We start from the raw sequence: 19,046 nt of genomic DNA on the forward strand, positions 1-19,046 counted from the left end.
CCCGACGTGTCTACTTTCCGGGGGTCAGGCCCGGGAAAATTCCCTAATCCTTCCCTAATAGCACCAGGAAAGGCAACCATGACCACCCCACAAACCACCACCAACCCGGCACGCCGGAGTACCGGCACGCCACGCTTGCGGCACCTCATTCACCACATCGAACCACACGGAGTAATCCACACTCTATGCGGCCAACGCCTCTACAAGAATAAGGGTGCCACCACCGGGGCGTCGTAGGCTTCATCATCCACATCGGCCACGCCAAGCACCCCGTGGTCACCCCGGAGTTCTTTACTAACGGCCGCTATGTGTGGACCATCCTCATGGTCTTCTTCGTCTACTCCACCCAGATGGGCTTCATTTTCCTGCTGCCATTTGCCGCACATGACCTGCATGGCATGAGCATCGACAAGGCCTCCCTGCTGATGATCCCGGGCTATATTTGCGCCATCCTCATTGGTATTTTCTCCGGCAAGATCGGTGGCGTTTTGTCCTCTCGCGCCACCATCTACACCGCTTTCGCCCTTGTCGCCGGCGCGCTGGTGGCGGCCGCGCTCTTCGTGCAGCTTCACGTCGCCGTACTCATCCTGGTCATCGTGGCCTTTGCCTCCGGCTTTGCGCTGATGTACGCCCCGCTGGTCAATACCGCACTGCGCAATATCACCGCCACCAAGTCCGGCATCGCGATTGGCTTTTATAACCTGACCATCAATATCGCCATCCCACTGGGCATTGCCTATACGGCAAAGCTGCAGGACCTCACCAGCTATAACACCGTGCTGTGGATCCTCGCGGCAGTCGCCGCCATCGGTATTGCCCTGTACGTCGTCTCTGACCTCAAGATGGCCCGTTCCGAATCCCGCCTAACCCGCTCAGGAGAACAATTATGACTTCCCGCACCGACGTTGCTTCCATCATCGACCACACCCTGCTCAAGCCGGAGGCCACCCCGGAGCAGTTCCGCGCCTTGGTCAATGAGGCGGCCGAGCTGGGCACCTACTCCGTCTGCGTTTCCCCGTCCGCCCTGCCCATCGAGGTTCCAGAATCCATGCACATCGCCACCGTCGTGGGCTTTCCCTCCGGTGCCGTAAAGCCGGAGATTAAGGCCGCTGAGGCAGCCCGCGCGGTTGCTGATGGCGCCGAAGAGGTGGACATGGTCATCAATATCCCCCTGGCCATCGAGGGCCGCGCCGAGGATCTGCAGGCCGAAATCCAGGCCGTGCGCGATGCCATCCCTGGCAAGGTGCTCAAGGTCATCATCGAGTCTGCCGCGCTTTCCGACGACGCCATTGTCCTCGCCTGCAAGGCCGCCGCAGCCGCCCAGGCGGACTTTGTCAAGACTTCCACCGGTTTCCACCCCGCCGGCGGTGCGTCCACCCACGCGGTCACGCTCATGCGCGAGACCGTAGGCGACGCTCTCGGCGTTAAGGCATCCGGCGGCATCCGCAGCGGCAAGGATGCACTGGCAATGATCGAAGCCGGCGCTACCCGCCTGGGGCTGTCTTCCTCCGCCAAGATCCTCGAGGAGCTTTAAGCCATGCCCGCACACACGAACTTCGATGTCGACTACGCCCGCACCTGGGCCGAACACGATCCGGATGCGGACACCGCCCGCCAGGTACTGACGTGGATCGAGGAAGGCAATTCCGAAGAACTCGCCGCGGCCTTCGCTGGCCCCTTGAACTTCGGTACCGCGGGCCTGCGCGCCGCCGTGGGGGCGGGCGAATCCCGTATGAACCGCGCCGTGGTCATCCGCACCACCTACGGGCTTATCACCTGGCTCAACCAGCAGGTCGATGCCCCGGTCGTCGTCATTGGCTGCGATGCCCGCCACGGTTCCGCGCAGTTCCAGCGCGATGCCGCCCAGGTCATCTCCGCCGCCGGCGGTAAGGCCCTGGTTCTGCCTGCACAGAACCCGACCCCACTGACGGCTTTTACGGTTCGCTCCTTGGGCGCAGATGCCGGCATTATGGTCACCGCCTCCCACAACCCTCCAGCCGATAACGGCTACAAGGTGTACTTGGGCGGCCGCATCGCCACCGGCCCAGGCGAGGGCGTGCAGCTTATTTCTCCGGCAGACTCCGAAATTGCCGCCGCTATCGCTGCGGCTCCCTATGCCGACGAGGTTGCGCTTTCTTCTGAGCGCATCGAGGACGTCGATACCCGCGAGGACTATCTCGACCGCGCCGCCCAGCTAGTCGGTGACAGTACCGATATCACCATCGCGCTGACCGCCATGCACGGCGTGGGGGCCGAGCTCGGCAAGGAACTGCTTTCCCGCTGTGGCTTCCGCGTCTCGCTGGTGCCCGAGCAGGCCGAACCCGACCCTGACTTCCCTACGGTGTCCTTCCCCAACCCGGAAGAACCCGGCGCCTTAGACCTTGGAATCAAGCACGCTGAGGAGATCGATGCCGATATCCTTATCGCTTATGACCCAGATGCCGATCGCTGCGCCGCCGCCGTCCCCACGGCGGAAAACTCTTGGAGCCAACTAAGCGGCGACGAAACCGGTGCCCTCCTGGGCGATTACCTTGCTCGCCGCGGCGCTACCGGTAACTTCGCCAATTCCCTGGTCTCCTCCCGCCTGCTCGGGCGCATCGCCGCGCACTACGGTCTCGGCCATAAGGAAACGCTTACCGGTTTCAAATGGATCGCCCGCACCCCAGAGCTATCCTTCGGCTATGAAGAGGCCATTGGCTTTTGCCCCGATCCCGCCGCGGTCAGCGACAAAGACGGCATTTCTACTTCCGTCGTACTTGCCAGCCTTGCCGCTGAATGCAAGGCCGCTGGAACTAGCTTGCTAGGCCGCTTGGAAGAAATCTACGCCACGGTTGGCGCACTGCACACGCAGCCGTTGACCTTCCGCGTAGAAGACTTGAGCCTCATTGCTCAAGCAATGGAGAAGGTCTCCGCGAACCCACCGACCGAGCTTGCTGGCTCCCCTATAACCAAGGTGGAAAAGTTCGCCCAAGGCTCGAAGTTCTTCACCGACAACGATGACCTCGTCATCGTCCGCCCCTCCGGCACTGAGCCCAAGCTCAAGTGCTACCTCGAGTCCCCCGACGCCGATCGCCTCGATGCCATCGCCGCCGATCTGCGCGAGTACTTCGGGCTCTAAGCCGCCACGCTCTACGCTTTAGCCGCTGCTGCCCTCGGTTTCTCTTTCACAGGGACAGCAGCGGCTTTTATCCGGCATGAACCGCAGCATAGACACCGTGGTTCCTTCGGCATTTTTCTTTGACCTCAGCCAGGGTGTCGACTACACGAGGGGAACCTCAGCAGTTCCTCTTTAGGATTTCGCCTCTGCCTCAAGAACGAAAAGGCGTTTACCCCAGCCAACAGCCGTGGTGGAGGCAATAAAAGCGCCGTTGTCAGCGACAGCAGCGTTGATGTCTTCCTGAGTCGGTATCTTGGTGCCGAACATGGAAAGCCTCACCATGTCCTCTTCATAGGAATGCTCATCTCCGCCTACCGTATCGATAACCTCGGTAAAGATATAAACCCGCCGGAACGTATCCTTACTTATTGCACGGTTTAATTGGTGAGCTACTTCCTCGCTACCAAAGACACCCCAGGGATCGATGAAAACTACATCAGTTGCCCACACATAGTCCACTTCAGTGGGATAAAAACCGCTTCCCTCGCCATTCGTCTCGCATCGTGCACGAGAGGTTACTGCGATTTCCTGTAGCACCGCTTCCGAGGAAGCATCACTGATAATACGGCTCTGGGCATGCTCCCATCGTCGGAGTATTTCATCTGCATATACCGCGCCTCCCTGGCCAATGATGAGAACGCGAGCGGTTTCATCTAAATACTGCTGTAGTGCCTTAGCTGCCGAAGGAGCAGTCCACCCAGCGCTCACATTCTTTTGCTCAAAGCGTTCGGCCACGAGTTGTGGGTCACGGCTAACATACTCTGACCACGGCAATCCCTTTTCCCCTTGAGGTGCTGACTCACCGGTACGAAGACTGTGCTCAAGTCGCATCAGCGCCATCGCCTCAAGATGCGCAGGCCCGCTTAACCAGCGCACCGCATTTGAATCTGGGTCCGCCAGTTCCATTCCCATTGCAGTCAACGTGAGGGCGTCCCCGCTGATTTCGACGAGTTGAAGAGCGGCCAAGTAACGGACAAATCTTCCCAAAGCCTCCTCGTGAAGTTCTGCCGCAACAGCAAGGGCAGGGACTGTGTTGGCACCCGCATCGATTTCTTGAAATAGTCCTAAACGTACTGCAGTGCGAAGCGCAAAGGCCGAGTTCAACTCAGCTAAATCATGGATATTATGCAAAACACTATTACTACTGCTCGATGCGTTTCCTTTGCCGTGTTTCGGGTTAGTACGCCGCCAGTAGCCCGTGATTTCTTGATGCTCAGGGGTAATTCCGGAAGCTTTAAACAAACGGCGCAGCGGTTTTAGCCGAGAAGCTTCCCCTGCCGCCCATACGTATCCTTCGCCATCAGGCAATAATGAAGGAGAAGTAGCTTCAAAAAGCGCCCTAGTCTTTTCCACGAAGTCCTCACCCCGTTCGCGTACCGCCCAGTGGACCTGTACTGAATCGGAAATGTCTAAGCTCTGAATATCAGCGCTCGTAGGAACCTCTATCACCGCAATCGCAGGGTGCCCGCACGGGAGTGATTCTACGCAGCGGCCAATTGCCGGGAGCGCAGTCTCATCTCCTGCCAAAAATAGCCAATCGGTATGCGTAGGTAACTGTGCACAAGACTTCGGACCTGCCACAAAAATGGCGTCACCTATTCGAGCGTTCTGTGACCAGTTTTCTGCTAGGCCCTCACCGTGGCGCGCGAAATCTATTGCTAACCGCTGGTTAGCAGCGTCAAAGTGGCGGACCGTGTATGTCCGGAATAGATTTTTGACAGCTTCTGGCCACAGTAGGTTGCCATCTTTTTGGGCGATTGGGTGCGGCCTTTCTCCAGTTTCCGGATCCGGGAAGATCAGCCGAACGTCGTCATCAAAACCATTGCTTAATAATGCAGGAACGGAAAAACCATCGTGTTTGTGCTCCTGGAGTTGCTCTCCGCTGAGCGTAATGCGCCGCATGCATGGCGATATATCTTCGACATTTTGCACATATAATTCCCGGTAAGAGATTGGATAAATTTCTCTACCTCGACTGTTTCTGGGCATAGTTTTAACCATTCCTTTTGGTCAAGTTGATTTTTATTTCGTTGCCGGAGAGGCAAGAACGAACTCACCACTTCCTTGGACTTCATCACCTAAAACAACGCCTTCCGATAAATCGGAAGGCGTTCATGACTACCTGCTGCAACGAAGTGAGCCCCTTCTAGCAGGTATCAGGGTTGTGCGGGCCTTGACTACTTTCCAACCTTTTCCAGCGTCGGCATCGTCTTATCCAATACCCAAGCTCGACTCAAGCTCGTCGGGTTGTTAAGTCCGGCGACGACGGCTGAATCACCAGCGAGAGTCGCATCGGCTTTCACCTGTGGCAAATCTTTGTATCCCGGAATATTTTCAACCTCTTCGATTGAGCCGTCGCGGTTATAAATAACCATGAAATCAGCGGCTAGGTAGGAAACATTTTCCCGGGGAAAGCGTGACGCGGCCACTATTATTAGCTGGGACGGATCCGTCCGTCAGCTTGTCCGGGAACTTCATGCCCAGATCGTAGATGAAGGAAGCACCCGGATCCTCAGGGTCAGCAACGGCGCCAAAGGAGCCTTGGGCGAACTGGGAAACAACGCCGGTTTTACCGGAGAGGTTAGGCAATTTTTCCTTTGCGTCGGAGAAACGCTTCTGATCCTCTTCAATAGCTTTCTTCGCTTCGGATTCCTTATTGAAGATCTTGCCCAAAGCTTCTAGCTGAGATTCCCAGCCAATTCCTTCACCCTTATCGGAGATTCCGCCGAGAGTCGGTGCGATTGCAGACAATTCCTTGTAATGAGCCTCGGAAATTGTCCAGTAGTCGCCAACGATGAAGTCGGGTTCGATTGCCGCGATTTGTTCCTGGGGCAGAGTCTTGAAGTCTGTCTGATCGATCACCTTGACGCCATCGAGCTTGGCCTCGCGCCAAGGCGAGTTCTTGTCTATTCTATGCTGCACAACGGCAGCTGGTTTAATTCCAAGTTCCAGCAGGTTATCAACGGCCGTTCCTACGGCAACCACGTTTTGCGGGTTGACCGGATACGTGTCCGTTCCCCGTGCGTGCTCAATGGTCACGTATTCTGCAACCTCGGAGGTTGTTGCCGCTTCATCGATTGAATCGTTCGACGAGCAGCCCGACAGAACTAATCCGGCACAGATAGCGGCAGCAATGAATGACCGCGCACCTCTTTTTACTGACATCCTTTATCCTTAAAGTCGGTTTCCTCAAGCTACCTTTCAGCTCTTTTCATCAGAATTTTCGGTAAACCCGAAGGTAACTTTTAAGTTAGGTTAGCATTACCTATGCCACGTTGCAATAGTTTATTCTAGTTATTGATCTATAGTTATTACCTACCTAAAGGGGTATACCTTCACCCTTTCGCACAACGACAGGGGCGATATCAGACAGCTACTTGTATGCATTTTCATCAATGTCCGAGGACACGGTCACGATAAGTTCTGGATCGTCTTTTCGATACGCGGAGTATCGCCCTCGATTCTGTCGTTATGCCGAATGCCGACGCCAGCGGCGTAGCCGCATTTACGCCAATCCCTAATCTCCAGCAACTTATTTTGAACGCCCCTTAAGTAAATGAAGGCTTACCTTACTTTAAGTGGTAATATGTTTTCCCATGATTGACAACCACCCCCAGCAAAAGTCTGAGCCACAACTCGGCCGAAGCTCCCCTTCCAGAGGTGGCAAGTACCCGATCGCGGAGGAACGATCCTGTGGGCACGTCGGGATATATGGAATTTTGTCAACCGCACTGGGACGAATTCACCGTTACGCACCTCTCCCGCCCCCACAACTTAGGATTTCCCATCGTGATCGATATGGCAGAGATGACCGGTCATGAGCGTCTCTCGTCCTTCTTGGGCCATCGGGTCACAGCACCCTTGGATCTGGACTCGGAGCTCCTCATGGTTTTGTCCGGGCCAGACTACCGAAGCACCAGCGCCTACTGGGCACTCTTTAGGGCCTACTTCACGGACATCGGAAAGCAGCAGTGGGCAGGCCAACAGGCTCGGTTATGTGGTCGCCTGCAGCTAGGTGCGGGCTGGCAGCCACTGCAGGGATTGGAGGCCACGCTATGAGTGTGCGCACTACCCGCCTACTGGGCCTAGGGGTACTGTTCCTACTGGTCCTCGGCGGCACGATCTGCAGTTTGCTGTACGGTGCCCGTTCCATTCCTGCGGAGGATGTGTGGGCCGCGCTGCGGGATCTCCCAGGGGCGAGCGGCTCCCAAGACGAAGTTCCAACCAATCAACGCGTAGTAGCCGAGCTGCGGCTACCGCGCACCCTGCTGGCCATTATGGTGGGGGCGGCACTAGGAGTGGCCGGTGCTCTCATTCAGGGCCATACCCGCAATCCCCTGGCAGATCCGGGAATCCTAGGTGTCAGCTCCGGCGCGGCCCTGAGCGTTGTGGTCAGCTTCGCTCTGTTTGGCATCACCGCCCCGTGGGCCACCGCAGTAGTAGCCTTCCTCGGCGCGATCGCAGCCACTGCACTAGTCTTCGGCCTAGCCTCCGCAGGCAAAGCAGCAGTGGACCCTTTGACCTTAGTACTGGGCGGAGCCGCACTGTCGGCGGTATTAAGCGCCATTACCAGCGCATTCGTTCTCACCAATGACAATAACCTGGATCGAATGCGCTTTTGGACCGTCGGTTCCCTTGCCGGTCGGGATATGAACATTGCACTAGGCATCCTGCCGTTTATAGTGCTGGGACTGATCCTGGCGTTTGCCACCGGCCCACAGTTGAACATCTTGAACTTAGGCGACGACGTGGCCGCAGGACTCGGCATCAACAACGCGGCCGCAAGACTTGGCGGCATGGGCATCATCGCACTGCTGGCCGGGGCGGCCACGGCTGCAGCGGGCCCGCTGGGCTTCATTGGTCTGGTAGTGCCCCACATTGTCCGGGCTCTCACAGGCCCAGATTACAAGTGGATTTTGCCTTACTCTGCACTGGCCGGCGCGGCACTGTTGCTGTGTGCGGACGTAGTGGGCCGCCTCATCGCCCGCCCCGGGGAGCTCCAAGCGGGCATCGTATTGGCCTTCGTTGGCGCGCCGTTCTTCCTCGCCTTAATCTCTCGGAAAAAGGTGATGACGCTGTGATACGACATAACAAGGCTGTACAGGATAAACAAAGCACTTCGTGGCAGATGCCGGGCAGGGTGCCATTCCGAGCTGGGCCAATCTCCTTTCTCTGGCGCCCGCGGGTGGTGCTGGTGTGTCTTATCGCCACAGCGCTCATTGTCTTTTTAGGAGCACTCTCCATCGGACTGGGCGACTACCCTATTTCCGTCCCCCGAGTACTACAGGTGATCTTTCATGGGGAAGGATCCCGCGTGGAAAAACTCGTGGTCCTCGAGTGGCGCATGCCTCGAGTAGCCACAGCCATCGCGGTCGGCTGCGCACTGGGACTTTCTGGAGCGCTAACCCAGACGGTCACCCGGAACGCGTTGGCCAGCCCCGATATCCTCGGCATCACCACGGGCGCCTCTGCCATGGCCGTAACGGTCATCGTGCTCGGCGGTGGCGGCAGCGGCTTCGCCGGCTGGCTCGCTGGAATTGGGATTCCCTTGGCCGCGTTTCTGGGCGCGATACTGAGCACCACGGCTATCTGGGCGTTGGCTTGGCGGCGCCACGCGGATTCCTACCGCCTCGTACTCGTGGGCATCATCATTACCGCGCTGCTAAGTTCCTACATCAATTTCCTCATGGTCCGCGCGGAACTGCGGGATGCCAGCCAGGCACAGTTCTGGCTCACCGGGTCCCTGGCCAAGTCGGAGTGGAATACCACCATCCCCATGGTCGCCCTTGTGATTGTATGCGCCCCGTTGCTGGCTTGGATCTCCCACCAAACGCTGGCCACCACTCTGGGACCCGATCTAGCCCGAGCGCTGGGCCAGCGAGTCAACGGCGTGCAGGTGGCAATGCTGGCGTTGGCCGTAGCGCTAGCTGCGGTAGCTGTTTCCGCTGCCGGCCCCATCGGATTCATCGCCTTTGTAGCGCCTCAAGTAGCCCTTCGGATGTGCGGCGTACCCAGTCCCCCGCTTGCGGCGTCGGCTCTTACCGGCGCAGTACTGTTACTAGGTGCGGACATCGTGACCCAAACTATTCTGCCGGTGGAACTTCCGGTGGGTATTGTCACCTCCGCGCTGGGCGGTATCTTCCTCATTTACCTACTCGTTCAACGCACTAGGAGCACAGACGCATGACCTCCCCCATACCTCAGTCAAGCGCAGACCAACCGAATACCACCAGTAGCGTGGTCGCTTCCTCGGTCACGGTAGGCTACGGCCAGCGCACCATCATCCGCGATCTCAACGCCACGTTCCCAGCGGGAAAAATCACCACTATCGTGGGGCCCAACGGGTGCGGTAAATCGACCTTGCTGCGTGCCATGTCCGGACTGCTCGACCTCGATACAGGGACCGTATATGTAAATGGACAAGATATCTCGGCCATCAAGCGCAAGGACGTCGCCCGAAAACTGGCAGTGTTGCCCCAATCACCCGTGGCACCTGAAGGCCTGTTGGTCTCCGATCTGGTAGCCCGCGGTCGGCACCCGCACCAAGCATGGTTCCGGCAGTGGTCCTCTACCGACGAGGAAGCAGTCTTCGCGGCTCTAAGCCAGACCGGTTCTGCAGATCTTGCGAGCCGTACGTTGGATGAGCTTTCCGGAGGCCAGCGCCAGCGGGCGTGGATCTCCATGGTGCTAGCGCAAAACACCGACATCCTCTTCCTAGACGAGCCGACCACTTACCTTGACCTGGCTACCTCCGTGGACATCCTCGAACTTGTCGATAGCCTGCGTCAGAAACTAGGAAGAACCGTAGTAATGGTGCTGCACGATCTAAACCTGGCGGTGCGCTACTCCGATTACCTTGTGGTTATGAAGGAAGGCCAGGTAATAGCTTCCGGCCCACCCGCCGATATCATCACCGCAGAGCTGCTGCAGCAGGCTTTTGATCTGCGGGCACGGGTGATCGAGGATCCGGAGACTGGAGATCCGCTCATCGTTCCACTCAGAATGAAGCGCCCTGGGTTTAGTTCCTCCCTCAGCTAAGGATTCCTCCGCTAGCCAACCTTCCGCATCAATCTTTGAGGGGAAGGAATGCCCAGGGCGGTGAAACGCACCATCCGGCCCGGTGTATTCCGCATAGACGCGCTTGCCCTTAACCGACACCTTGCCGAATGCCCGGCGCGTGCGCTCAGCCTTCCTCCGTGCCATTGCCACACCTTCCACAACGAGGGACTAGGGACTAGGGAAACGTTCCCTATTCATTCCCTAATCAGAGTCATTTAGTGGCAACTCGTGGCCACCTGTGGCAACACAGTATCATGCCAATGAACTGCACAGATACAGCAAATCCCCCGGTGAACGCTCACCAGGGGAAATGCTATCTGTGGAGCCGCCGGGAATTGAACCCGGGTCCTTCGTCACCTCGCCAGGGCTTCTCCGTGCGCAGTCTGCACAGGATCTCTACTCGGCCCTCCGGCTCGGGCAAACTCGCTCCGGATGATGGGCCCAGTTGCTCTAAAAGTCCCCAACCGGCCGAACAACAAACCGGTCAGGCAAGTTCCCTAGTCGATGCCAGGTTCTAGGTCAGGAACATAACCTAGGCTGACAGACACGCGTCGCTGGAATTAGGCAGCGAGGGCGTAGTCACGCTGAGAGTTCTTCTCTGCGTTTATTGGTTGCTACGACGCTTAACGGTGGTCTCTAGCCTGCACCGGCACGCTTCCCCTGGCTCAATGTACGAAGTCGAAACCAAGTCGACCCCTCGATTACACATTGCTGTGAAAGCTGCGCAGAACGCGCCTTGACGCGCCCTACGGTTTGTTCAACGCTACTGCACCCGCCCCTATTCCCGCAAGCTCCACCGCAGGCCACGTGAGGTATAGCTTTCATAAGCACCCCCTTGTGATTAGCGTCATCTTAATCGCTGTTAAGGTATGTGAGTCCAAATCCCCTACGTTGTTAAAGGTTGCGAAGTGAGCACAACCGCTGAAAACTCCCGCTCCCCAGAAATCGACCACCGCCAGGCAAGTAATACCGAATGGGCCATCTCGCTTTTCGGCACCGCGGTGGGCGCTGGTATTTTGTTCCTCCCCATCAACGCCGGCAGCTTCGGCTTCTGGCCCCTCCTCGTGGCTACGCTTTTGATTGGCCCGATGACGTACTTCTCTCACCGCGGCCTAGCCCGAATGATTTGTGCATCGCCGCGCCAGGGCGAGGACATCACAGCCGTTGTGACCGACTACTTCGGCAAACGCGCAGGCTTTATCATTTCGGTGGTTTATTTCTGCGCGATTTTCCCCATCGTTTTAATTTATGGTGTATCGATCACCAACACGGTCAACAGCTTCATCGTCAACCAACTGAACGGACCGACATTTCCACGCCCACTGTTGGCATTCCTTCTCGTGGGCATCATGACCATCGTCTTCGCCTTCGGCCAACGCATCGTGCTCGCCGTGACGCAGTTCTTGGTCTATCCCCTGATCTTCTGCCTCGGCGCGCTATCCATCTACCTCATCCCGCGCTGGGACGTCGCTTCCTTCATGGAGGTGGGCAACAGTGATTGGCGCATCGTCGGCGCTGTCGCCCTCATCATCCCCGTGCTGGTCTTCTCTTTTAACCATTCACCGGCGATTTCCCAGTTCTCCTTGGCTATGGTCGCCGCGCACGGCCGCGAGAAGAGCTCCGAGAACGCCTCGCGCGCGCTGGCACTGACCGCGATTCTGCTCACTGTGTTCACCATGTTTTTCGTATGGTCCTGCACTCTCACGCTTGGTGCAGACGGCCTAGCAGAAGCCCGCGAACAGAATTTGCCGGTCCTGTCCTACCTGGCCAACGTCACCGGCGTTCCGGTCTTGGCTTTCCTCTCCCCCATCATCGCGATGATTGCCATCATCTCCTCCTACTTCGGGCACGTGCTGGGCGCTACCGAGGGTGGTAACTTCCTGCTGCGCAGCGCCGCCCCGCGCGCCACGGCGAAGCTATCGGAAAAGCAGCTCAACTCCATCATGCACGGCATCATCTTTGTCTGTGCATGGATCGTGGCCATTATCGATCCGTCGATCCTGGGCCTCATTGAGGCCATCGGCGGCCCCTTCATCGCCTCGATCCTCTACCTGTTGCCGATGTATGCCATCCACCGCATCGACGCTCTCAAGCAATTCCGAGGCCGCCCCAGCAACGTCTTCGTCGTCTTCACGGGCCTTATCGCCGTGGGAGCAACCGTGTGGAGCCTTTTGGCCTAGCGCTCCTCCAACCACGCCTTCAACACAGTCGCGTGGTTAACCTCGCGGTCCTTGGCGGCGAAGAGCAGGGTGACGTCGCCAGCCGCAGCAAGCTGGCGCAGTTGCTCAAGCTCCTCGCCGTTATTGTCGTCGAGCTCCGCACGGTAGCGCCGGGCAAACTCTTCGAAGGCGTCGGCATCGTGCCCCCACCACTTCCGCAGCTCCGCGCTGGGCGCCACGTCCTTGAACCAGTGGTCATAGGATAGACGCTCCTTGGCCACGCCACGGGGCCAGAGCTTATCGACGAGCACCGCTTCCCCACGCAGCTCCTCGTCACCGTGAATAACGTCATGAACCTTGGCCGTATAAATCATGGCTTCCAGCTTAGGCGTTAATCCCCTTTACGCGGCGTCCAAGCTCGCGGGTAATCTCGCGGTCCTGGTCGCGGCGCTTAATCGCCTCGCGCTTATCGTAGTCCTGCTTACCCTTGGCCAAGCCGAGCTCACACTTGGCGCGGCCATTCTTCAGGTACACCTTGAGCGGAATCAGCGTCTTATTGCCGTCGCGCACCTGGCCCATAAGCTTGTCAATCTCCCGACGGTGCAGCAGCAGCTTGCGCGTGCGCTTCGGTGAGTGATTCGTCCACGTACCCTGGGAATACTCCGGGATATGGAGATTGCGGATATAAACCTCACCGTCGTCGATGGTGGCGAAGGCATCCGCCAGTGAGATTTTGCCTTCGCGCATCGACTTAATCTCGGTGCCCACGAGCACCATGCCGCATTCCAGGGTGTCGAGGATGGTGTAGTCGTGGCGGGCACGTCGGTTGGTGGCCAGAGTCGAGTTATTATCGACGGCCACCTTTTTCTTCTTTGCCTTCTTCGCCATAGTTCGGACTATATTACGCTACAGCCAGGCAAAATCCACATCGTTGCTCAGAGCCTATGTCCGCACATAAGCGCGCATGGTTACCTGCGCGGTCAGCGCAGCGCACAGGATTGCCACCAACCCCACGATGGGCAGCGCCGTCCAGACGTCCCCAGAGGTCACCGGGGCCAACAGCTGGTTGTGGTACAAGTCCTTCAGCGCGGGATCGATCACGGTGTTCTTTCCCACGATGACGCCGACCCCGGCGAGGATAACGCCACCCACAGCGCCAAGGACCGCCTCCAGGATGAAGGGCGCGTGGGTAATCCACCGCGAGGCACCGACCATGCGCATAATCGCGGTTTCCCGCTGGCGCTGGTAGGCGGCAATCTGCACCATGTTCGCAATCAGCATGATGGCGGCCAGCGCCATGACAGCGGCAACGACAAACGTGGCATTCCGGATGGCATCCAAGTTGCCGGCGGCGCTGCGCACCTCCTCCTGCTGGTCGATGATGTCGCTGACGGCAGGATTCGACGCGATGGCGTCGATGGGCGCGGTATCCGTCGGGTCCTTCAGCCGCACATGGAAGGCCGCCGGCAACGCATCTGGGGAGGTTTCTTCAACCATGACCGGATCGGTCTCCTTGAACAGCTCCACGAAGCGCTGGTAAGAGTCCTCACGGTTGCGGTAGTTGACAGACTCAATATCCTCATCTGCTTCCAGCTTCTTCCTTAGCCCCGCACAGGCAGAGTCCTTGCACTCCGGATCGTTGGCGGAAATATCTTCGTTGAGCTGGACCATGACTTCGACGCGCTCGAGGTAAATATCCTTCGTCTCATTGGTCATCTGCGTGACCAGAACACCGGCCACCACCAAGGCCACCGAAATGGCCGTGGTAATCACCATGGCGATAGTCATGGTGATGTTGCGACCGAGTCCCTTGAAGGCCTCTCTAAAAACAAAGCCCAGATTCACTTAGACCGCCTCCCCATACATCGCGTTCTTCTCATCGCGCACGAGCGTGCCGTTGTGCAGCTCAATCACACGCTGGCGGGCCTCGTTGACCGCACGCGCGTTATGCGTCGACATCACCACGGTGGTTCCTCGGCGGTTGATCTTGGTGAGCAACGACATGATCTCCGCGGCAGTGGAGGGATCGAGATTGCCCGTGGGTTCGTCGGCAAGCAGCAGCTTGGGACGGTTGACAAAAGCCCTCGCGATCGCCACGCGCTGTTGCTCACCGCCGGAGAGCTCATGTGGCATGCGGTGCTGCTTGGCTCCCAGGCCGACCATGTCGAGAACCTCGGGGACCTGCTTGGCAATCCGTGCTTTGCGCTTGCCAATGACCTCGAGGGCAAAGGCAACATTGTCGTAGACATTGAGCTTGGGCAGAAGGCGGAAGTCTTGGAAGACGTAGCCGATGGACTGACGCAGCCTATTGACCTCGCGCCCCTTCAACGCGTTGACGTGGAAGTCCCCAAAGTAGATATCTCCCGAGCTCACATTTGTCTCGCGGACCATGAGCTGGAGGAAGGTCGACTTGCCAGAACCGGACGGGCCGATGAGAAAGACGAATTCGCCGTCTTTTATCTCAAAGGACACGTTGTCCAGCGCGGGCCTCGTGGAGGTCGGATAGACCTTGGACACATTCTCGAAAGTGATCACTTAAGCCACATTAGCAACAATTATTACTCGGGCCTAGGACTCCTGCTGCGCCATGCGCCACCGAATACCAGATTCCAAGAAACCATCGATATCCCCGTCCAAGACTTTGGAAGGGTCTCCCACCTCGTAATTCGTGCGCAGATCCTTGACCATCTGGTAGGGATGCAGCACATAGGAACGCATCTGATTACCCCAGGAGGCATTGCCACCCGCGCCCAGTGCATCGAGCTCCGCGCGCTCCTCCTGGCGTTTGCGCTCCAGCAGCTTCGCCTGCAGCACGCGCATAGCCGAAGCCTTGTTCTGGATCTGGGACTTTTCGTTCTGACAGGTCACCACGATGCCAGTCGGGATGTGCGTCAAGCGCACCGCCGAATCCGTCGTGTTGACCGACTGACCACCCGGGCCCGAGGAGCGGTAGACGTCCACGCGCACGTCCGAATCCGGCACTTCGATGGAGTCGGTTTGCTCCACCACCGGCAGCACCTCCACCTCCGCGAACGAGGTTTGGCGGCGGGCTTGGTTATCAAAAGGAGAAATACGCACCAAGCGGTGCGCGCCCTGCTCGACGGAAAGCTGGCCATACATGTATTCACCATGCACCACGAAGGTAGCGGACTTAATACCGGCTTCTTCGGCATAGGAAATGTCATAAACATCCACCTTGTGGCCGTTTTTCTCCGCCCAGCGCGTGTACATGCGCATGAGCATCTCCGCCCAGTCCGCGGCATCCACGCCACCGGCTCCGGAACGGATGTGGATCACCGCCTCACGCTCGTCATACTCACCGGACAACATGGTGGTCACCTCGAGCGCCTCGATGGCCGCGCCGAGCTCTTCCAGCTCCGTATTCACGAGCTCCTGGGAGGCCTCGTCGCCTTCCTCCTCCGCCAGCTCAGACATCACGGGCAGATCCGCAATGCGCCCGCGCAGGGAGGTAAGCTTGCGCAGCTTTGCCTGCTGTGCCGAGAGCTCCGAGGTCACCTTCTGTGCATGGTCAGGGTCATCCCACAGCGACGGGTCCCCTGCCTGGGCCTCGAGCTCGCGCACGCGCTCGGACACCGCCTCCGGGTCCATCACCTTTTCAATGGAGGTCAAGGTGGCGCTGAGTTCCTCAAGTCGTGCTGTTTGTTCCGGACGCATAGCCCCCTACTCTACTTATTCTTTCTCCCTGATTAGCCATCGGCCGCGTTTAGCGCGACAATAGGCGGCATGAGTGACCAGCCAAGCCTCACCGAGATGATCGATGCCATCATCAAGACCTTCATCGTCGCCCATGCCGACGATACCGACGCCCACCTTGCCCAGGCGCTTGTTTATAACGCCGGCCGCCTGGCCTGGCGCCTGCGCGAGCAGGGAGTAGACGTCGAGCAAAAGACCTCCGTCTCCGATGTCGTCACCGACGCTGACTTCGCCGCCGAGCGCTTCGTCGCTGGTGTCCTCGAAGCCCTGCGCGGCGAGGACGGCATCGTGGGCGAGGAGGGTGCGAACCGTGAGTCGGCCTCCGGCCGCACCTGGGTCATCGACCCCGTCGACGGCACCTACAACTTCGCTTCCGGGTTCGATTACTGGTGCTCTGCACTCGCGCTTATCGACGCTGAAGGGGTCATCCTCGGCGCCGTTCACCGCCCCGCTATGGGCTACACCTGGTTTGGTGGCCGCGACTTCCCCACCAGCCTGGATGGCAAGGACGTTGCCAAGCTTGCCGACACCCCCGCCGACAAACTGTGCTTGTCGACGTACCTGCACCCTACGTCCATGATCGACCCGAAAATCGCTGCTGCCTGGGAGAAGGTAGCTCCGCACTTCGCCACCGTGCGTATGCTGGGTGCGGGCTCCGTGGATCTCTCCTGCGTGGCGGATGGCACGTGGGGCGCGTGGATGCAGCACTCGGTCAAGGACTGGGATTGGTATCCCGGCCAGGCGCTGGTGCTGGCCGCGGGCGGCGCGGCGCGCAAGGTTGAGGCCGGCGGTGTGGAATGGTGTATCGCGGGTAATAAACAGGTAGTTGATCAGATGGAGGAATGGCTCCGTGGGTAAGTACAAAGAAGATCTCGGCTTGGCATTGGAGATGGCGGGCCATGCGGACGCCATCACGATGCACCGCTTTGAGGCTGCAGACCTGTCCGTCAAAGAAAAGCCGGACATGACCCCGGTCTCCGATGCGGACTTGGCCTGCGAAAAAGCCATCCGTGAGGCACTGAAGCGCTCCCGCCCGCGCGATGAAGTTTTGGGCGAAGAGTTTGGCGGCGAGGCTTGTTTCGAGGGCCGTCAGTGGGTCATTGACCCCATTGACGGCACAAAAAACTTCGTGCGCGGCGTTCCCGTCTGGGCCACGCTGATCGCTCTGTTGGAGGACGGCGAGCCGGTCGTCTCCGTCGTCTCCGCCCCAGCCCTGCGGCGCCGCTGGTACGCGGCCAAGGGCGGAGGCGCCTTCCGCGTCTTTGGCGGAGAGCCGAAGCGCCTGCGCGTCTCCGAGGTCTCCAAATTGGAGGATGCTTCCTTGGCCATGAGCTCCTTGTCTGGGTGGCAGCCAAACCGCGACGCTTTCATCTCCTTCACGGACAAGGTCTGGCGCCTGCGCGGCTACGGCGACTTCTGGAACTACTGCCTCGTGGCCGAAGGCGCCGTCGATATCGCCGCCGAGCCCGAGGTCTCCCTCTGGGACCTAGCGGCCCCGGCGCTCCTCGTGACCGAGGCAGGCGGCCGCTTCACCAACGTCCGCGGCGAAGACGGCCCCCACGGCGGCTCGGCTCTGGCCTCCAACGGCAAGCTTCACGACGCCGCCCTCAGCGCCCTCTCCTAGCGCCGTGCGGCGCCGCACGCCGGTGCCGCAGCCTAGCGCCGAACTGCGAACCGCACTCCGCAGGTCATTTCGATCAAATAAGGCCCCAGATCTTTAACGATCTGGGGCCTTAAATGTTAGAAACGTACTTCTAGTTCTCCGGAATCGTGAATCCGGAACCCACGCCCTCGCGGCGGTTCAAATCCGCGATGATGGCATCGGTGTTGGACACGACCGTCGGGTTGTGCAGTGCACCCTGCCACGGGGTGCGGCAGGACGGCAGCCCCGGAATCAGACCGCGGGATACCGATCCGACAATGCGGCCATTGTGGAAGACCGGTGCACCGGAATCTCCAACCATGGCGCACACCTGGTTGATGGTGATTTTCTGGCTGTGCTGGAAGGTCATGCCACAGGTGCGGCCGGTAGCCACGCCGCGCTTGCAGGTGATGTCACCCGGCTGGGTGGCCCCACCAATCCCGTACGCGGTCACACCGTTGTAGCTGCGGGTCACCTCTGCCTGGGAGCCGAACTCGATGAGCGAGTAGTCCAGCTGCGCGTTCTTGGACACCACGGTGCCCGTGGGACCTACCTGCCAGGAGTCCGCCGACGACACCGGATCACCCACGTTGCCGCAGTGACCGGCGGTAATACCGACCTTGCGACCTTCAGCATCCATGCCAGCAGCCGTCAGCGTGCACATGGTGTCCTCACGGATGTACAGCGGGGTACCCGGGCCATACAGCGATTTTCCTTCAGTCATCGCAACATTAGATTCCTCGGGAATCTGGGGTGCATCGTAGAAGGAGCCGGGTACCCGGTGCAGAACATAGTCCGCGTGCGGTTTACCGGCCGCAATCTTGGAGAACAGGTCGTTCTTCCACACGTAGTTCGGATCAGTGCCCTGGGGCACGAACTCCGGCTGCGTGGCCTCCTCCAGCAACCCGATGGGAGTCGGGTTCGTCAGCGGTTCACCCGTGATGGCATCAGCGCCGGCATAATCCTGCTGCTCGGACGGGGCCGGCAGCTGCGTCTGCAGGTTCGCCTGCTCCGCGACGCGCTGCGCCGCAGGAGAGTTCACGGCTCCTTCGACCGCCTGGTTCACATCCTTCGATGCCGCTGCGGCGGCACCGTTGACGGCGGTGTCGACGGCGTCGGTCAGCGCTGCGTCCACAGGCTTGGTCTCAATACCTACGGACTTCAGGTCCGCGCGCACCTGGTCAACAAAACCGGCCGAATCGATTTCCGGGATGGTGGGGAGATCCTGGGCACCCGCCGCTGGGTTACCCAGGAAGAACGCACCTGCGAAAGCCGAGCCCACGAGGACTTTCTTAAGGTGCGGAATTTTTCGCAT

General features: G+C 59.1%; 19 protein-coding genes, 1 other RNA gene and 1 pseudogene. 11 read left to right on the forward strand and 10 right to left on the reverse strand.

The features are described from left to right. Positions 1-78 precede the first annotated feature (78 nt). The 4 genes and pseudogenes from HMPREF2807_RS13910 to HMPREF2807_RS08930 all read left to right on the forward strand — a co-directional run bounded on the left by HMPREF2807_RS13910 (position 79) and on the right by HMPREF2807_RS08930 (position 3,118). Entirely contained in the window at positions 79-237 is a 159-nt protein-coding gene (locus HMPREF2807_RS13910; RefSeq protein ID WP_158010535.1) for a hypothetical protein, read from the forward strand. Further along, positions 228-890: pseudogene (locus HMPREF2807_RS08920) on the forward strand (MFS transporter); the annotation flags it as partial. The gene HMPREF2807_RS13910 and the pseudogene HMPREF2807_RS08920, both read left to right, overlap by 10 nt. Beyond that, the gene (gene deoC / locus HMPREF2807_RS08925; protein WP_070512024.1) at positions 887-1,534 is read left to right on the forward strand and encodes a deoxyribose-phosphate aldolase; all 648 of its coding nucleotides are present in this window, start codon (positions 887-889) and stop codon (positions 1,532-1,534) included. The pseudogene HMPREF2807_RS08920 and the gene deoC, both read left to right, overlap by 4 nt. Positions 1,535-1,537: 3 nt before the next feature. Beyond that, complete coding sequence (locus tag HMPREF2807_RS08930) at positions 1,538-3,118, forward strand: phospho-sugar mutase (protein ID WP_070512028.1); 1,581 nt, start codon at positions 1,538-1,540, stop codon at positions 3,116-3,118. A gap of 171 nt (positions 3,119-3,289) precedes the next feature. Here the strand turns inward: HMPREF2807_RS08930 and HMPREF2807_RS08935 are convergent, their stop codons facing one another. From HMPREF2807_RS08935 to HMPREF2807_RS08940, 3 genes are all read right to left on the reverse strand, one after another. Further along, positions 3,290-5,146, reverse strand: coding sequence for a siderophore-interacting protein (locus HMPREF2807_RS08935; RefSeq protein WP_070512031.1), 1,857 nt, complete (start codon positions 5,144-5,146; stop codon positions 3,290-3,292). A gap of 188 nt (positions 5,147-5,334) precedes the next feature. Beyond that, positions 5,335-5,532: a hypothetical protein gene (locus tag HMPREF2807_RS14205; RefSeq protein WP_232751653.1), complete on the reverse strand. Its 198-nt coding sequence runs from the start codon at positions 5,530-5,532 to the stop codon at positions 5,335-5,337. A gap of 4 nt (positions 5,533-5,536) precedes the next feature. Further along, positions 5,537-6,322 (reverse strand): ABC transporter substrate-binding protein, encoded by a 786-nt coding sequence (locus tag HMPREF2807_RS08940; RefSeq protein ID WP_232751654.1) that lies wholly within the window; start codon positions 6,320-6,322, stop codon positions 5,537-5,539. Positions 6,323-6,946: 624 nt separating this feature from the next. Here HMPREF2807_RS08940 and HMPREF2807_RS08945 point away from each other — a divergent pair. From HMPREF2807_RS08945 to HMPREF2807_RS08960, 4 genes are read left to right on the forward strand one after another with little or no spacing between them, the layout of a single operon-like run. Next, on the forward strand, positions 6,947-7,216 hold the full coding sequence (locus HMPREF2807_RS08945) for a hypothetical protein (protein WP_141754747.1): 270 nt from the start codon (positions 6,947-6,949) through the stop codon (positions 7,214-7,216). After that, entirely contained in the window at positions 7,213-8,238 is a 1,026-nt protein-coding gene (locus HMPREF2807_RS08950) for a FecCD family ABC transporter permease (protein WP_070512037.1), read from the forward strand. The genes HMPREF2807_RS08945 and HMPREF2807_RS08950 overlap by 4 nt, the downstream gene beginning before the upstream one ends. A gap of 47 nt (positions 8,239-8,285) precedes the next feature. Beyond that, positions 8,286-9,344 carry a FecCD family ABC transporter permease gene (locus tag HMPREF2807_RS08955; protein ID WP_070512353.1) on the forward strand — a complete coding sequence of 353 codons (1,059 nt, stop codon included), beginning with the start codon at positions 8,286-8,288 and terminating at the stop codon, positions 9,342-9,344. Then, positions 9,341-10,195 (forward strand): ABC transporter ATP-binding protein, encoded by an 855-nt coding sequence (locus HMPREF2807_RS08960; protein ID WP_070512040.1) that lies wholly within the window; start codon positions 9,341-9,343, stop codon positions 10,193-10,195. The genes HMPREF2807_RS08955 and HMPREF2807_RS08960 overlap by 4 nt, the downstream gene beginning before the upstream one ends. A gap of 338 nt (positions 10,196-10,533) precedes the next feature. On the opposite strand, the gene ssrA is transcribed toward HMPREF2807_RS08960, so the two are convergent. Next, positions 10,534-10,913: a transfer-messenger RNA gene (gene ssrA, locus HMPREF2807_RS08965) on the reverse strand. Between the two features lie 211 nt (positions 10,914-11,124). On the opposite strand from ssrA, the gene HMPREF2807_RS08970 reads away from it, so the two are divergent. Then, the gene (locus tag HMPREF2807_RS08970) at positions 11,125-12,396 is read left to right on the forward strand and encodes an SLC5/6 family protein (RefSeq protein ID WP_070512043.1); all 1,272 of its coding nucleotides are present in this window, start codon (positions 11,125-11,127) and stop codon (positions 12,394-12,396) included. Here the strand turns inward: HMPREF2807_RS08970 and HMPREF2807_RS08975 are convergent. Genes HMPREF2807_RS08975 through prfB form a run of 5 tightly spaced genes read right to left on the reverse strand, consistent with a single transcriptional unit; the run spans position 12,393 to position 16,050 of the window. Next, positions 12,393-12,749 carry a DUF488 domain-containing protein gene (locus HMPREF2807_RS08975; protein ID WP_070512046.1) on the reverse strand — a complete coding sequence of 119 codons (357 nt, stop codon included), beginning with the start codon at positions 12,747-12,749 and terminating at the stop codon, positions 12,393-12,395. The genes HMPREF2807_RS08970 and HMPREF2807_RS08975 overlap by 4 nt on opposite strands. 10 nt (positions 12,750-12,759) lie before the next feature. Further along, positions 12,760-13,263 (reverse strand): SsrA-binding protein SmpB, encoded by a 504-nt coding sequence (smpB, locus tag HMPREF2807_RS08980; RefSeq protein ID WP_070512049.1) that lies wholly within the window; start codon positions 13,261-13,263, stop codon positions 12,760-12,762. A gap of 54 nt (positions 13,264-13,317) precedes the next feature. Next, positions 13,318-14,220, reverse strand: a complete 903-nt coding sequence (ftsX, locus tag HMPREF2807_RS08985; RefSeq protein ID WP_070512053.1) for a permease-like cell division protein FtsX — start codon at positions 14,218-14,220, stop codon at positions 13,318-13,320. After that, entirely contained in the window at positions 14,221-14,910 is a 690-nt protein-coding gene (gene ftsE / locus HMPREF2807_RS08990) for a cell division ATP-binding protein FtsE (protein WP_070512057.1), read from the reverse strand. Between the two features lie 33 nt (positions 14,911-14,943). After that, positions 14,944-16,050 (reverse strand): peptide chain release factor 2, encoded by a 1,107-nt coding sequence (prfB, locus tag HMPREF2807_RS08995; protein ID WP_070512060.1) that lies wholly within the window; start codon positions 16,048-16,050, stop codon positions 14,944-14,946. A gap of 69 nt (positions 16,051-16,119) precedes the next feature. Between prfB and HMPREF2807_RS09000 the strand changes: the two genes are divergently transcribed. Together HMPREF2807_RS09000 and hisN are read left to right on the forward strand one after the other, a co-directional pair. After that, positions 16,120-16,947, forward strand: a complete 828-nt coding sequence (locus HMPREF2807_RS09000) for an inositol monophosphatase family protein (protein WP_070512064.1) — start codon at positions 16,120-16,122, stop codon at positions 16,945-16,947. Continuing rightward, positions 16,940-17,713 (forward strand): histidinol-phosphatase, encoded by a 774-nt coding sequence (hisN, locus tag HMPREF2807_RS09005; RefSeq protein ID WP_070512067.1) that lies wholly within the window; start codon positions 16,940-16,942, stop codon positions 17,711-17,713. The genes HMPREF2807_RS09000 and hisN overlap by 8 nt, the downstream gene beginning before the upstream one ends. Before the next feature lie 130 nt (positions 17,714-17,843). Here the strand turns inward: hisN and HMPREF2807_RS09010 are convergent, their stop codons facing one another. Continuing rightward, entirely contained in the window at positions 17,844-19,046 is a 1,203-nt protein-coding gene (locus tag HMPREF2807_RS09010; RefSeq protein WP_070512070.1) for a S1 family peptidase, read from the reverse strand.

Origin of the sequence: Corynebacterium sp. HMSC074A09 (assembly GCF_001811545.1) — a bacterium.
GTDB lineage: Bacteria > Actinomycetota > Actinomycetes > Mycobacteriales > Mycobacteriaceae > Corynebacterium > Corynebacterium hiratae.

Coding starts and splice junctions, on each gene's coding strand:
- HMPREF2807_RS09010 (WP_070512070.1), bottom strand. CDS start 19,046: ATGCGAAAAATTCCGCACCTTAAGAAAGTCCTCGTGGGCTCGGCTTTC.
- HMPREF2807_RS14205 (WP_232751653.1), bottom strand. CDS start 5,532: ATGGTTATTTATAACCGCGACGGCTCAATCGAAGAGGTTGAAAATATT.
- prfB (WP_070512060.1), bottom strand. CDS start 16,050: ATGCGTCCGGAACAAACAGCACGACTTGAGGAACTCAGCGCCACCTTG.
- HMPREF2807_RS13910 (WP_158010535.1), top strand. CDS start 79: ATGACCACCCCACAAACCACCACCAACCCGGCACGCCGGAGTACCGGC.
- HMPREF2807_RS08960 (WP_070512040.1), top strand. CDS start 9,341: ATGACCTCCCCCATACCTCAGTCAAGCGCAGACCAACCGAATACCACC.
- HMPREF2807_RS08975 (WP_070512046.1), bottom strand. CDS start 12,749: ATGATTTATACGGCCAAGGTTCATGACGTTATTCACGGTGACGAGGAG.
- smpB (WP_070512049.1), bottom strand. CDS start 13,263: ATGGCGAAGAAGGCAAAGAAGAAAAAGGTGGCCGTCGATAATAACTCG.
- deoC (WP_070512024.1), top strand. CDS start 887: ATGACTTCCCGCACCGACGTTGCTTCCATCATCGACCACACCCTGCTC.
- HMPREF2807_RS09000 (WP_070512064.1), top strand. CDS start 16,120: ATGAGTGACCAGCCAAGCCTCACCGAGATGATCGATGCCATCATCAAG.
- HMPREF2807_RS08930 (WP_070512028.1), top strand. CDS start 1,538: ATGCCCGCACACACGAACTTCGATGTCGACTACGCCCGCACCTGGGCC.
- HMPREF2807_RS08940 (WP_232751654.1), bottom strand. CDS start 6,322: ATGTCAGTAAAAAGAGGTGCGCGGTCATTCATTGCTGCCGCTATCTGT.
- HMPREF2807_RS08950 (WP_070512037.1), top strand. CDS start 7,213: ATGAGTGTGCGCACTACCCGCCTACTGGGCCTAGGGGTACTGTTCCTA.
- HMPREF2807_RS08955 (WP_070512353.1), top strand. CDS start 8,286: ATGCCGGGCAGGGTGCCATTCCGAGCTGGGCCAATCTCCTTTCTCTGG.
- HMPREF2807_RS08935 (WP_070512031.1), bottom strand. CDS start 5,146: ATGCCCAGAAACAGTCGAGGTAGAGAAATTTATCCAATCTCTTACCGG.